Origin of the sequence: Micromonospora sp. URMC 103 (assembly GCF_051386435.1) — a bacterium.
Taxonomy (GTDB): Bacteria; Actinomycetota; Actinomycetes; order Mycobacteriales; family Micromonosporaceae; genus Micromonospora.
The window spans coordinates 594,593-607,736 of the sequence record NZ_JBPQTR010000003.1 but is presented as its reverse complement, the minus strand read 5'-3'; the positions used below and the strand labels follow the sequence as shown (position 1 = coordinate 607,736).

Sequence of the window (13,144 nt, the reverse complement as noted above, 5' to 3'; positions counted from 1 at the left end):
TGTTAGGCAAGTAACGGATCTCGTGGTATGGGGCTACCGAAGGTGATCACGTCAACGGGACAATTCGGCCTGATTCGCAGCCGCGGCGGCCCGCGAGGTGTGGCAGAAGTTGGGTTACAGGTGGCCGCCGGCGGTCGAGCACGTCTCCCGGCTCGTGCCGTCAGCGGTACCTGCGGAAGAACTCGCGTACGTCGGCCACGAGGAGGTCGGGTGCTTCCAGGGCGGCGAAGTGCCCGCCGCGGCTGAACTCGATCCAATGCACCACGTTGTGGTCGCGTTCGGCCAGGGGCCGGATGGTGATGTCGTTGGGGAACACCGCCACCCCGGTCGGCACCGACGAGCGCGGCTGGGCCTGGCCCCAGGTGCGGGCGTCCTCGTAGTAGAGGCGGGCGGCGGATCCCGCGGTGCCGGTCAGCCAGTACACCGAGACGTCGGTGAGGATCAGGTCGCGGTCGACCGCGTCCTCGGGCAGGGCGGCGCTCGTTGACGGGCTGCCTGAGACGGCTGGCATCTTCACCACCGCCGGAATGGCCGCGCCGCTAGGGCACTACCCCATCGCCAGTACGATCGCGGCCATGAGCGGCGCAGGGCAGCCAGATCTGAACGAGATCGAAGAACGCCTTGCTGCTGTTGCGGAAGGTCGTATCAGCCGAGATGACGCTGACCGGTGGGCTGCGCGGTGGGTCACCGATTCCGGGCTTCACTGGGATGACCTGCGCTGGTGGGCACTGAACAGGCTGTTCGGCATCGACCTACCGGCAGAGCCGGGCAATGGCTACCTTCACGACGACGAGCAGGTACGCGAGTGGCTTCAGGAGCTGCGGCGACGGCGCGCGACGCAGTCACCGATGACCTGATCCCTGCCTTGCAAAGATCAAGACTGCTGTCGGCCGGCGTCGGCCGCCGCCGCTGACCTGCCCGACCTGTCAGCCGCCGTCGTTCGCAACTCCTGCGCGTCGACAGACTTGGCTGTACCGATGGCTGTACTGGCGGCATTTGAAGCGGCCGACCCCAGGCACCTACCAAGGGCCCGCTACCAGAGTTGGCCCTGCCCGTGATCACCGCGCTCTGCGGGAAACGGCATCGGCCAACAATCAAGCGGTGAAGCCGCGGGCGCCCTGAGGTGATTGACGTACTGGCGAACGACAGGATTTAGGTCCAAGAGATCTCGTTTTGCGAGACCAGCTCAAACCAGGCGACATTCTCAATCCAGTACCGGTAGACGAAGTGTCCGAAGCCCGGTGCCGTCCACTGAACGTCCGCCAAGAAACTCGCCGGAGCCATCTTCAGCGGTTCGTCGTCGCCCGCAGGCTCATAGCGTGAAGCGCTACCCACCACACGACTGAAGCCGTCGGAGCCCAGGTACAGATACCAGTAGCCGCAACCCTGCTGATCCTTCATGAACCGCAACATGAATGCGTGGTCCTCGATGGGGCTGGCCACCGGCTGAGGCGAGATCTCCCACTCGGAGGCCGTGCACGACGGCACGGAGCTCTGCAGGCGACTGTTGGCCATGAACAGCGCGAACGCTGCCGGCAAAGCAAGGCCCGTGCCGCGCGAGACGTCGGTTGAACGCGTCAAGACCATCCAGGCGCACCGGATTTGGTGCCATATAGAACGACCCCGGTTTCGCCGCCTCGGGTATCAGCCAGTCGAACGTCCCGGTGAACAGCCGCTCGGGCAGCGTCGGTAGCTTGCCGTACGTTTCGTCGTCGTAGACCTCACCAAGCCCATACGGCCCTCGCCCAGTCGCTCCCCATGCGCGCGAGAACCTCACCACTTACCTCCATCGCGCTCAACCCGGTCGTGAATGGACTGTAAGACGAACGGCACCTGTCTGTGTCAAGTCGTCGGCAACAGAGAGGTGCCGTTCGTTTGACAGCCCCTAGTCCGATGAAAGCGCGGCGGAGCCGCCGGCGCACAGGACCTTGTGGTTCACGAGGACGGACTCGCCGGCCGTCACAGGGTGACGACGGCGTCCTCGGCGAAGGTGAACAGACCGGCGTCGAACGTGATCGTCTTCAACTTCGTGCCCTTCGGCACATCGAAGTAGACGTTGGCCTTCACCGAGTTGCCCGGGTTGATTTCGTCGAGGAAGCCCTGCCCGTCGGTGTTGCCGTAGATCCCGGCCTCGCCGTCGGCCTCGTACTCCCGGCCGGAGCCGTCCTGCGCCGTGATGGTGCCGTCGGCGTGGAAGGTGTGCGCGCTCTTCGTGACGTTCTTTACGGTCACGATGGCCCTGCAGAAGCTGCCCTGCGCCTTCTTGTTCAGGAACTCGTTGCCAACCTGGGAAATCCCGCACTTCACGCTGTTGATGGTGAACTCGAAGTCACCGCCGCGGACCTTGTCGCCGATACCAAAGGTCTTCGGCTTCGCCGGCGGCGGCGCGGTCGTCTTCGCTGGCTCCGGCTTTGGGGGCGCGGACGCGCTCGAGGCGACCGCGGCCGGGGCGGAGGTGCTGGGACTCGCGGCGGGAATGTCGCTGCTGGCGGAGGCGTCGGTCTTCTTGTCGTCACCACTGGTCAGTCCCAGCACGAGTCCGCCGCCGCAGCAGATCACCACGACCACAGCGACGCCGATGAGGGTGGGAATCAGCCAAGGACGCTTGCGAGTGGTACCCGCCGGCGGTGCGACAGGCGGCGGGTACTGGCCAGGGGGCGGCGGTGGGTACTGGCCGGCGGGCACCTGAGGAAACTGAGCGGTCGGCGGCGTCGGCTGCGGTGTGGCCGGCGACGATTCGTTCTGGGCAGGGTCGTAGGGGGTGGTCATTAGCGCGTGGGTCTCCCAGATTTGCGGGTGTAGCTGCCCCGTTGTGAGCAATGGACTCAACGTTTCACAGCATTGCCACAGGTGGAGTCCCCCAGCTGTCTAGTCGGCTACGCCCGGTTGGCTGGCGGAACACCTGATGTGACGAGGACAGTGTCGGACGTTGAGCCACCTGCCACCGCGACAGAGCAGCGTTCAGCGGATGGTGCGCGTCGTCGCCCAAGCCGCCGCCGCGGCGATAATTGGCCACGTCCCGGCCCTGCGCCCATCCGCCGTGCAGGCGCGGGAACGGCGGAGACGTCCACGGTGGCAAAGTCCTGCCGGCGGAGCGGCCCCATCCGACCGACGACCCTCACTGTCTACCCGAGCCGGGAGCGACTGTCAGCAGCGTGGATCAGTGCCCCGGAGGGCGAGAGGACCTCAAGTACGCCGGTGATGCCCAGCACACGACGGGCGTTCCTGCTCGGATTCCTGATGACCACGTGCCCGCCAGCTGCCGCTGCCGATTTCATTGTGTGATCGGTGCGCCGATCCCGGTTGAGTCGATGAACTGGACCGTTGCCATGTCGACGTCGACCCGCCTCGAGGCGTGAATGGTGCGGTTGAGGAGGTCGAGGAGCCGGCCTGATCCGTTCATGTCGGTCTCCGGAGAGCAGGACCGTCTGCGGTCCGGTTCGACGCGGACCTGGTGCTGCAAGCTGGTCACTGGTTCTCCTCCCCAGGGCTGAGGCCCTCGGTCTGCGACGCGGCCGATTCGGACCGGATCTGGGGAGCGTCTGATGGCTTCAAGCACAGTGTGGCGGTGGCGTCACTCCGTCGGGTCGGCGGACGAGGAGGAGCTGGTCGGTCAGTTGTGCGCAAGCCAGAGCCCACGGCCGCCAGCACATTGACCCCGGGAGCCGGGTAGGGAGGTGTCGAGGACTGTTGGCGGCTTTTCGCCTGACGGATCAGCTGGCGGCGAGGGAGGCGAGGTAGTGGTCCGCGGCGTCAGGTGTCATGAACCACTCTTGGAAGTCGTTGGGGTCGGAGAACCCGTTGGCGAACCGGCGGGCGATGGTCGGGTTCATGGAGGCGGCACCCAGAATCTGCTGCACGTGTGGGGGTAGCGGCTGGAGCATGGCGTTGGTCCACGCGGTGACAGCCTGTCCAGTGCTGTTCCAGAACCGCTCGAACGTCTGGCTCATCCATTCGCGGTCGAATGGTTGGTCACCTCGCTCGAGGATGGATCCGAGGTAGGAGTAGGCGCATTTGGCGGCGGTGTTGCTGCCCTGGCCGGTGATGGGGTCGTTAGCGACGACGACGTCAGCCATGCCGAGGATGAGCCCGCCCGAGGGCAGCTCGGCTACGGGGTGGCGCACCGTTGGGGTGTATCTGCCGGACAGGGTGGCGCGTCCGTCGGTCAGTTCCACGTCGGCGCACCGGTCGTAGATCCATGGCGTGTACTGCCGTGCGAGCTCGAGGGTCAGCTTGAGGTGCTCGGCTGGGTCCAGGCGGTCTTTCCACAGGTCGAGTGGGCCGTCGGGGACCGCTTCCCAGAAGAGGATCTCGCAGGGCCCGGACAGGGTCAGCGCGGGAATCACGAACAGCTCCCCGAGCCCGGGAACCGCGTTGAAGCTGACGTGCGGGACCGGCCACAGCGGGTCCGGGGTCATGCCGTGGACGTAGGCGACGGCGAGGCCTCGCTGGGGTGCGGTGTACACCGATCGCTGCGGGTCGCGGTCAAAGACACCCACGAGGTCGCCCTTACCGGCGGCGACGATGGTCAGGTCGTAGCGGCGCAGCTTGGTCAAGCCGTCCAGGTCCGCAGTCGTCACTCCCTGGTAGTGCACAGTGCCGCCGCGCTGCTCGAACAGTTCCAGCCAGGTGGCCATCTTCAGGCGCTGGTCGGTGCTTTGCGCGTAGTGATCCAGTGGGCCCTGAAAGCGCAGCGCACGTTCTCCGGGCGGGGCGGACAGGGACAGCTGCAGCCCCTCGATACGCGGGGGTTGCTCCTGCCAGAGATCGAGCCCGTACTCACGCTCGGTGTTCAACGCGGTGGCGAACATGGCCTGGGTGCTCATCACCCAGCCACTACGGATTTCATCCGGTGTACGGGCCGACATGATGGTCACCTCGTACCCTTCAGCGAGCAGACTCAGCCCGAGTTGCAACCCGGACTGTCCTGCGCCCACGATGAGAATCTTCCGCATAGGTTGCCTCCAGGGGTGGTTGAGCTACCGGGCCGCGAGCGCGCCCGCGACCAAGCCGGTGGTACGTGCCATGGTGTGTTCGACTACCGCCAACAGCGCCCTGGCGACCGACGATGGGTCACGTGCGTCGCAGGTGATCAGCGGCACGCTGGCAGATAGCGTGAGGGCGGCGCGGATGTCCTCCAGGTGGTGTGTCAGCACCCCGTCGAAGAGGTTGACGCAGACCACGAACGGCACATCGCTGTCCTGCTCGAAGTAGTTGACCGCCGGGAACGAGGCCTCCAGGTTTCGGGTGTCGGCCAGCACCAACGCGCCGACCGCACCCCGGCACAGGTCGTCCCACATCGGCCAGAACCGTGGCTGCCCAGGTGTGCCGAACAGGTACAGCACGAGATCCGAGCCGATGGTCAGCCGACCGAAGTCCATGGCTACCGTGGTGGTGGTTTTGTCGATTCCCGGGTCCAGCCGGTCCACGGTTTCGCTCGCTGCCGTCATCCACGCCTCGGTGTTGATGGGCGGAATCTCGGAGATGGACTGGACGCAGGTCGTCTTGCCGACACCGAAGCCGCCCGCGATGACGATCTTCGCCGAAGTCAGTAGAGGGCTGTCAGGCAAGCTGGCGGAGGCCATCGCGCAGTCGCTCCAGAAGGTGAAGATCAAAGGGTGAGGTGTAGTGGCCGACGTGAACCTGCAGCCGGTCGGTGGCGGCGAGGTCGTCGACCACGACCCGGGTGACCCCTAGTGACATGCCGCATACTGCCGACAGTTCGGCGACGGATTTGGTTTGCCTGGCCTGCTCGTACAGTGACCGCGCCTCGGGCAGTAAGCCGGAGGCGAATACCGCGTCGTAGAAGGGTACCGACACCAGGGTGTGTACCAGCAGATGCTGTCGGGTGCGGGTGCGTCCTCCGGTCAACACGTAGGGCCGCACCTTCCAGTAGGTGGTGGGCACGTTCGCTCCCTTGGCTTCGGTCACTCAGCGGGGCGGCTGGTTGACGGTGAGGCGGTGCAGGTCGTGTCGGACCTGCGGGGTCAGGACGTGCCCAACGGCGCCGACGAACTGCGTCATGTGGTACGAGACGACTCGCAGGTCGCAGCCGGCCGTGGCGGCCACGGTGAGCCCGGCGGACTCGCCGACCCGCATGAACATGAGGTGCCCCCGTGGCAGTCGGACAGTCAAGTACTCGGAGGCGCCGAGGTCGAGTAGGTCTGCGCTGCGGTCGGCCATGCTGAGCAGTCCCGCGGTCAACGCGGCGAGCTGATCGCCCAGGTCGCGGGAAACTCCGCGGGAGGCGGCGAGCTGCAGACCGTCGAGGGAGACGATCAGGGCGTGGGTCACGCCGGGCACCTCGTCGGCGAACTGGCGCACCAGCCATGCGAAGTCCTGGTGCCCTGCGGCTGCCGCTTGCGTCCCGCCAGTTCCGGCGGTGGGGTGAGTCATGGCAGCTGCCCTTCGGGTTTCACGGTCGGTGGTGCCTGGGCATCGGTGATACCGGCGGCGAAGGCGGCCGTCTCATCTGGCCACGTGTCCGGATCCGACGTAGACCGGTTCGACGTTGTCGGGTCGCCGTTGCGCGGTGGGCTCTCCCTACCTGGGCGGCCGTCAGCTCGCACGCTCTCCGGGACGCGGCGGGGAAGGCCACTGCTGGTGGCGGCCGGATGGGACAGTGAGACGGGGTAGCCGTCACCGGACGTCTGCCCCTGAACCAGGATCAGGCGGGAGGCGGCGGCATTGGCGCCGACGCGAGGCGTCCCCATGGCCCCGTTTCCTTGCCCGGCTAGGTGCTGAATCGGCGGGCGGGAGGCGACCCCGATCGGACGTTGCGTCTGCGAGGGTGGCGGCGTTGCGGGAGCCGGTCCCGGTCGATGCGCCAGCGTCATCTCGCACAGCAGCGGTGCGGGAACCAGCACGGTGGCGGTCGTGCCGCCCGAGGACCGGTTGGTGAGGGCAACCCGCAGGTGGTGGGCGCGGGCCAGATAGGAGACGACGACAAGGCCCAAATGGGCTGCGGGGTTGTCCGCTACTGGTACGGAGGCGGTGCCGGCGAGCATGGCGTTGAGCGTCGCGAGCTGGTCGGGCTTGACGCCGACACCAGCGTCCTCGACACGGAACAATACGCTGCCGTCCTCGGTGATGAACGCGGACACGATCACCGACGAGGTCGGCGGGGAGAAGCGGGTTGCGTTGTCCAGCAGCTCGGTCAGTACTCGGATGACGTCATCGGCTGCGAACTCGACGACCCCGAGGTCCACCACATGTCCGACACGGATTCGCGGGTAGTGCTCCGTAGCCGATGTCGCAGCCCGGATTACATCAACCAAGGCGACCGTCTGCCGGTCGGCGTCCTCGATCCGCCGGCCCAACAGGACCTGCAGGTTCTCGGCATGGCGACGGATACGGGTGTTCGCGTGATCGATGCGATAAAGCCGCTCGAGCCGCGCTGGATCCTGCTCGTCGGCCTCGACCACCTCGAGGTGGCTGCCCATCTGATAGGCGGAGGCAAGAATGCGCAGCGCGAACTGCTCGCAGATCGCTGGCCAGAGGCTCTCGACGCGTTCCGGCGGTGGCGAGGGTTCCGGTGAGGTCGGCCCCTGCTCTGCAGCGATCGCCTCCTGCGCCACGGCGGGGTCCAGCCACCTGGCCAGCCGTTGCCGCCACGTCACCGCACGCCCATCGACTGAGTGAGCTGCGACTGCTTGGTGTCTCACGATCTATCCGACCAATCGGTTATCTCGTGTTCGGGCACGGTAGAGCAGTCAACCATCGCCCTCCACCGATCGCAACGCTTCAGACCCGGATGCGCAAAATCTTCCGGTTCGCATCGCTCTGGCCCTTACAGTCGTCGCGCTTGGCGGCGAACGGCCGTGAAGTCGGTCGAGAAATGGCTACTCCCGGCGCGCCTCACGGTGCACTGTCGGATCAAGGCGGACGGGACCTGGGGTCGAAGGTCTTGCCCGCCCGCCTCGGATGTCGCGCACCCGATCTCCAAGGGGAACAGGCGTCGACGGCCCGTATGCCGTTACGGATAGGCCCTGGGATGGCCGTCGGCTTGGCGATGATCCTGAGCCGCCCTGAAATTCCTGCTCCCTCCAACCAAAGCGGACAGACGGACCTGGGCTCTGGACCGTTGGCGGTCCGAGCCTCAGCCGGTCCTACCCGCGCCCTGCAACCCCCGCGACCACACCGGCGAGCACGGCAGCCCCACGCGATCGCCGATATGTCCGTTTCGACTGGCCGCCCTTCCCGGGTTGCCGTCGACGGTGGTGCAGCAGCATTCCCTCGAATCACCCATGCCCGGGACTTCGCCGCGAGGTCGACGTGGAGGAGCCGAGCATGGGCCGAACAGCCGATCCGCTCTGTCATCCAGCGCGCATGTGGCGGACCGCGCGACCGACGGTCCCGGCCCGAACAGGTGACCGTCGCGGATTGACGACTGATAGTAGTGTCCCTCGTGTTGTGCCTGGTCCGGGCGGTGCTGATCCAGTCGGACTGCCCACCTCCCGCCGGCGAGCGGAAATAAACACTCAGTCAAGGAGATCTATGCGTACGCTCAAGATTGTCGGCGCCGCGGTCGGCGCGATCGTTTTCTCGTCCCTTGCTCTGGCCGGTCCCGCTCAGGCCGCGCCCGGTGATGCCGTGTGGACGGCCAACGGTGACTCGTCGATCACCAGCAAGCACGCCGTTACCCTGGTCGGCAACAACACGTCGGTCGAGGCCACGAACCTCGGCGTCGCCGTCGAGGCCGGCGACGATGTCAGCTTCAACATCGCGCTGTCCGACGGGGCGGCGTGCAGCGGCGGCGCGCCCCGTGTCTTCGTGGTCGTGAACGGCACCAACACCAACTCGTGGGACCAGAACATCGCCGCCGGCACGCAGTGCGGCGCGGAAGGCACGATCACGTTCAAGATTCCGGCGGCCGGAACCATTGGGCAGGCCGGCGTGGTTTACGACAACGTCGCCGCCCCCGGCACGGTTGTGGTGTCGGACCTGCGGATCTCCGACGAGCTGATCGATTTCCAGGCGGTCGAGCCGGGCGCCGAACCGACGGGGACGCCCACCACCCCGCCGACCAGCCAGCCCGCGGAGCCGCGCGACTGCGAGGCGTACGTCTACACCGGCACCACGCAGAACCTATGCGCCGACTTCTCCAACCCTTCCGGCACGGTCAACTGCTCTGACGTGAAGTACCGGGTCACGTTGGTGGACGTGAACAACGACCCGTGGGGCCTGGACGGCAACAGGGGCACGCCGGGGATTGGCTGCGAGTCCAACCCCCTCAAGCCGACGACCGGGTCGACCGAGGAGCCGACGGCCGACCCGACCGCGTCTACGTCCGACAGTCCCGCGCCGGGAGCGGGCGGCGGCCTTCCCGTCACGGGTGTCAACGCCACTGCGCTCGGCGCCGTCGGTGTGATCGCGGTGCTGGCTGGCGTGGCGCTAATGGTGGCACGCCGCCGCCGGGTCCGCTTCGACGCCTGACCTTCACCGGGACGCCCCCGCTGCCGTGAGGTGGTGGGGGCGTTCTTGGTTGCCGAACGCTGCTACTGGGGCGGTGCGGCCTAGCTCCCGTACAGCGGCGGGCCCACCCGATCTGCTGCTTGCGCCGCCTCGTCCAGCCAAGCCGCGATGCCGCGAGCCTCATTGGGGTTGAGCAGAATGGTCGCGACACCCGACTGGTCCTGCTGCACGACCTTAAAGAAGCCCTCGGGCACGCGGACCGTAAGCGTCACGGCTCCACACATCTGGTCACCGCGTGGCATGGCGGCGGCTCGGACCGATGCCGTGCTGCCGGAGAGGACGCCATCGGCGTCCTCCCACACCGTCTGGGGCTGGGTAGTCATCGGCGCAGTATCCATGCTCGCGTCTATCCGCGTCGTTGGGGGATCTGATCCGACCTACGCCCGCAGTCCGGCACCTGCCCGGCGCATAGCCGCTACGTCACAGCTCGCATTCCGATGGCGGTGCTCATGCCTTGAGCGGCGGTTCAAGCCACGCACTGTCCCAGCTTGCCCAGATGTCAACCTCGTCAGCCGACTCGAGACCCGTTGCCAGCAGCAGTGAGATGACAGCGACCAGGCGAGTGAAAACCACAACTGAGGAGCCATACAGGCCCTGGCCGATGGCCGTGATGACCAGACCCGTAGCAAGGTCTCGGCCTGCGGCGTGGAGGGCCTCGGCGTACTCCGGCTCGGTTAGCCCGAGCGTGACCTCATCAGACGGAACGGAGAGCACAGCGCGCATTGGATCGAGGTCGAGCTGGACTCCCGGAGAATCGGTCGCACGCGCCATGAGCAAGCCGTACGAGGACGGGTGCCCCAGGCGGCCCCGGTACTCAACGCCGACGACCTCGACCTCGGCCGGGATCGGACCGTCGCAGCCAGTCCACGCGGTCAGGCTGGAAAGCTCGCGCCGCCGGAACTCCCTGAACATGGGCCGCACCGTAGCGGAACGTCGTAAGCCTGACGGCCGCGGGATTAGAAAAAGATCGCGGATGGCTGGTCAGCTGACGATTCGCCTCGTCAGGCCGTCTGTCGCTGTCTGGTGATCGGCAGGTGCGGTGGCCTGGGCTGTACTGATGGCTGTATGGGTGTTGCTAAACCTCGTCGTCGTCCTGCCATGCCACCCCGGGCCACCTATCGGTGGTAGCGAGGAAGTGGACGACGATCGGCACGACGTGACGAGCGTCGGCCGCGTCACGATCGCCATACTGATCAACCTGACGATTGGCCAACACGTACTCCCCGGACGGCTCCCGAGACGCTTTAGGGTCGATGGCGTGAAAACCGGCGTCGCCAGGCTCCTCCAGGCGCAACACCATCGCGCGAGCACCGCCCAGGACGAGGCCGAGGATGGGGCCGCGCTGATGTTCGATCCAGATTTCGCCCTCGCCAGCAGAGACCGCTTCCTGGACGGCCGACAACACCTGCTCGTCGCTCGGGTCCTCCAGCATTGTCTGGCCCACACGCACCATCCACACGGCTTACTACCTCCGTGCGGCAACGGTAGATCAGTGAGCCGGCCAACCCTAGTCGGCGCCGACACGGAGGACGTGCCGTCGGAAGACCTGGCTGCAGATCTCCCGGGACCTGCCCAACTTCACCGGCGGCGAGTTCCGCGCCTGGACGGTCGCCATCGCCCGCAACCGGGCCATGGACCACCTACGCGGGAAGCGCCGCCGCCCGCGGAGTTTGCCGTCGACGAGGAAGCGGCTGAGTAGGCAAGTTCCAGCTCGGTGGTGCTGCAGTTCCGTCGTGCCGGCCCGGCCAGCGTGGCGGTGCGGTGCGAGGGATCAGCGCCGCGCGCCTTCTCCATTGGGTCATGGCAACTCGCGGCCACCCGCCCCGTGGAACATCGCAATCGACTTTCGTCCATTGATTCGACCGCATCTCGGCGTTACCGCCGCTCAGGACCCAGGTGGACTTGCCCCGGACAGGGCGGGACGTAGGGCACGCTCGTCGTAGAAGCACCAGTCGAGCACCAGCGGGCCCATGGGTGATGAACGATAAGAGGCGCCTGACCCCTGTTGTAGCAGGTCAAACGCCTCTTGGTCTGCGCGCCCGAAGGGACTCGAACCCCTAACCTTCTGATCCGTAGATTCCCAAGACCTCTCCGCAGGCGTTCGGCAAAGTCCGCGTCGCCCTGGTCGCCGCGCTCTCGGCAACTGAATCGGTCCCAGTTCGTCCGGCTCGGTTCGCCTCAGTGGCTCCCACGCGTGGCTCCCAAGCCAGACCCTCTGATCCGTAGCCTCGGCGGAGCCGTCCGAAACGGTCCGCCATCGCTTGTAAGTCCTGGCTCTACGCCTGTCACCGTCCTACCCCGTACCCGCCAGTCCGGCGGCGTTGCTGTCGTTGTTGCTGTCACCAATGGCGGTCGTTGGCGGTCGCGCGGCGGTTGGTGCTTTGCAGTTCAGTAGACAATGCTTGCGGCATGACCGCCTCGCCCGGCCGCGCAGTGCCAACCTCGCTGCTGGATGGGTTGCGGGGCGCCGCCGCGGGTCTTGCAGTTTCCGGTGCCTTCTACCTGGCGACGCAGTATGCGAGCTCGGTCATCGACCGCCATCCGGAGATCGACGGTCCGGAAACCCTCGGGTCCACCGTCCTCGTCACGCTTGGGGTCGGAATCCCGGGCAGCGTGGTTCTCGGCCTGCTCGTCGCATGGGCCGCCGGCTTGCGCCGCCCATGGGCAGTCTCGCTTCTGGGCCTGATGATCAGTGGCGTGCTCATCTGCGGGTGGGGGGCACTCGACCTCCCTACCTTTGCGCCACCATGGCTCCTGATCGGCACTCTGGTCGTCGTTGCATACGCGCTTGCCGGTCTAGCGGCCAGAGAGTAGCTACCTACCAGCCAAACTCTCCTGGGGCGCCAAGCGCCGGAGCCTCAGTTTGGAAGAGCGCGCTCAACCGGTCGTGATGCCCGAAAGGCCTGCGGCCGGCGGCTCGCTGGACTGCGTCTCGTGCCCTCTCGTGACCGGTGCATGCCACCGCTACTGGCCCGTGGATGGCCCGTGATGGCCCTGGCTGGTGTCGCCTGCGCGAGCCAGCCGTTGTGCGAGGGCGCTCGCTACGCCGTCCATCTCGTCAACGTTCACCACCTGGCCCTCCGGCTGCCCCAGGAATCCGAAAACGTTCGGCCCCCGGCGGTCAACGGGCAGATCGGCCGGCCGTGGGATCACGTGGAAATGAACGTGGCCGAAGCCGTCCGCCTCCGCGAACTGCACGATGTACGTCTTCACGCACCCAGTCACGGCATGCAGCGCTCGCGACAGGCGCACCTGCCAGTAGCCCAACCCGGCTGCCTCGGCATCGGTCAGGTCAGCGATGGTGAGCACGTGTCGGCGCGGGACGAGCACGAGCCAGCCCGGTAGGCCGGTGCCTGCGGCATGCGCCACACGCCAGTGCTCATCGCTGGCAATCCGCTCACGCGGCGGCAGCTCGTCAAACCGGGCGGTGTTCTCACAGGAGAAGCAACCTCGCTCGATCATCACTGTGGCAGTAGAGCTCATGTCGTTCGCTCCTGCCACCCCGCCCCTAGTGGCGGATCTCCTCGTCGGGCAGTCGCCAGACCGTCCAGCCTCCCCGGACGGGGACAAGGTGGAGCGCCCTACCGGACGAACGACCTTGGCCCCGTCCGGGGAGGCTGGTAGCCCTTGTGGTGCCCGGCGAGGTGATCCGCCCGGCCGATCTCTGAGG

At 66.7% G+C, this 13,144-nt stretch carries 16 protein-coding genes; 3 read left to right on the top strand and 13 right to left on the bottom strand.

Annotated features, from left to right (window positions below):
- Positions 1–160: 160 nt before the first annotated feature.
- Positions 161–511, bottom strand: a complete 351-nt coding sequence (locus ACSNOA_RS03305) for an alpha/beta fold hydrolase (RefSeq protein WP_436656062.1) — start codon at positions 509–511, stop codon at positions 161–163.
- A 64-nt stretch (positions 512–575) separates the two neighbouring features.
- Here ACSNOA_RS03305 and ACSNOA_RS03300 point away from each other — a divergent pair, with 64 nt between their 5' ends.
- Positions 576–857 (top strand): hypothetical protein, encoded by a 282-nt coding sequence (locus ACSNOA_RS03300; RefSeq protein ID WP_436656060.1) that lies wholly within the window; start codon positions 576–578, stop codon positions 855–857.
- Positions 858–1,152: 295 nt separating this feature from the next.
- Here ACSNOA_RS03300 and ACSNOA_RS03295 read toward each other — a convergent pair whose 3' ends face one another.
- The 8 genes from ACSNOA_RS03295 to ACSNOA_RS03260 all read right to left on the bottom strand — a co-directional run bounded on the left by ACSNOA_RS03295 (position 1,153) and on the right by ACSNOA_RS03260 (position 7,577).
- Positions 1,153–1,587 (bottom strand): hypothetical protein, encoded by a 435-nt coding sequence (locus ACSNOA_RS03295; RefSeq protein WP_436656058.1) that lies wholly within the window; start codon positions 1,585–1,587, stop codon positions 1,153–1,155.
- A gap of 372 nt (positions 1,588–1,959) precedes the next feature.
- Positions 1,960–2,769, bottom strand: a complete 810-nt coding sequence (locus ACSNOA_RS03290; protein ID WP_436656056.1) for a DUF4352 domain-containing protein — start codon at positions 2,767–2,769, stop codon at positions 1,960–1,962.
- 505 nt (positions 2,770–3,274) lie between these two features.
- Positions 3,275–3,472, bottom strand: a complete 198-nt coding sequence (locus ACSNOA_RS03285; RefSeq protein WP_436656054.1) for a hypothetical protein — start codon at positions 3,470–3,472, stop codon at positions 3,275–3,277.
- Between the two features lie 241 nt (positions 3,473–3,713).
- Complete coding sequence (locus ACSNOA_RS03280; protein ID WP_436656052.1) at positions 3,714–4,955, bottom strand: styrene monooxygenase/indole monooxygenase family protein; 1,242 nt, start codon at positions 4,953–4,955, stop codon at positions 3,714–3,716.
- 24 nt (positions 4,956–4,979) lie between these two features.
- Complete coding sequence (locus tag ACSNOA_RS03275; protein WP_436656213.1) at positions 4,980–5,585, bottom strand: GTP-binding protein; 606 nt, start codon at positions 5,583–5,585, stop codon at positions 4,980–4,982.
- Positions 5,563–5,907: a DUF742 domain-containing protein gene (locus ACSNOA_RS03270; protein WP_436656050.1), complete on the bottom strand. Its 345-nt coding sequence runs from the start codon at positions 5,905–5,907 to the stop codon at positions 5,563–5,565. Before ACSNOA_RS03270 ends, ACSNOA_RS03275 begins: the two co-directional genes overlap by 23 nt.
- A gap of 24 nt (positions 5,908–5,931) precedes the next feature.
- A complete protein-coding gene (locus ACSNOA_RS03265) occupies positions 5,932–6,396 on the bottom strand; it encodes a roadblock/LC7 domain-containing protein (protein ID WP_436656048.1) in 465 nt (154 codons plus the stop codon).
- Complete coding sequence (locus tag ACSNOA_RS03260; protein ID WP_436656046.1) at positions 6,393–7,577, bottom strand: sensor histidine kinase; 1,185 nt, start codon at positions 7,575–7,577, stop codon at positions 6,393–6,395. Before ACSNOA_RS03260 ends, ACSNOA_RS03265 begins: the two co-directional genes overlap by 4 nt.
- A 919-nt stretch (positions 7,578–8,496) precedes the next feature.
- Here ACSNOA_RS03260 and ACSNOA_RS03255 point away from each other — a divergent pair.
- A complete protein-coding gene (locus tag ACSNOA_RS03255) occupies positions 8,497–9,435 on the top strand; it encodes an LPXTG cell wall anchor domain-containing protein (protein WP_436656044.1) in 939 nt (312 codons plus the stop codon).
- Between the two features lie 80 nt (positions 9,436–9,515).
- Here the strand turns inward: ACSNOA_RS03255 and ACSNOA_RS03250 are convergent, their stop codons facing one another.
- The 3 genes from ACSNOA_RS03250 to ACSNOA_RS03240 all read right to left on the bottom strand — a co-directional run bounded on the left by ACSNOA_RS03250 (position 9,516) and on the right by ACSNOA_RS03240 (position 10,933).
- On the bottom strand, positions 9,516–9,797 hold the full coding sequence (locus ACSNOA_RS03250; protein WP_436656042.1) for a hypothetical protein: 282 nt from the start codon (positions 9,795–9,797) through the stop codon (positions 9,516–9,518).
- A 124-nt stretch (positions 9,798–9,921) separates the two neighbouring features.
- Positions 9,922–10,386: a hypothetical protein gene (locus ACSNOA_RS03245; RefSeq protein ID WP_436656040.1), complete on the bottom strand. Its 465-nt coding sequence runs from the start codon at positions 10,384–10,386 to the stop codon at positions 9,922–9,924.
- Positions 10,387–10,549: 163 nt separating this feature from the next.
- On the bottom strand, positions 10,550–10,933 hold the full coding sequence (locus ACSNOA_RS03240) for a hypothetical protein (RefSeq protein WP_436656038.1): 384 nt from the start codon (positions 10,931–10,933) through the stop codon (positions 10,550–10,552).
- Between the two features lie 950 nt (positions 10,934–11,883).
- Here ACSNOA_RS03240 and ACSNOA_RS03235 point away from each other — a divergent pair.
- On the top strand, positions 11,884–12,288 hold the full coding sequence (locus ACSNOA_RS03235; protein ID WP_436656036.1) for a hypothetical protein: 405 nt from the start codon (positions 11,884–11,886) through the stop codon (positions 12,286–12,288).
- A 150-nt stretch (positions 12,289–12,438) separates the two neighbouring features.
- Here ACSNOA_RS03235 and ACSNOA_RS03230 read toward each other — a convergent pair whose 3' ends face one another.
- Positions 12,439–12,936, bottom strand: coding sequence for an HIT family protein (locus ACSNOA_RS03230; RefSeq protein ID WP_436656211.1), 498 nt, complete (start codon positions 12,934–12,936; stop codon positions 12,439–12,441).
- Positions 12,937–13,144 lie beyond the last annotated feature (208 nt).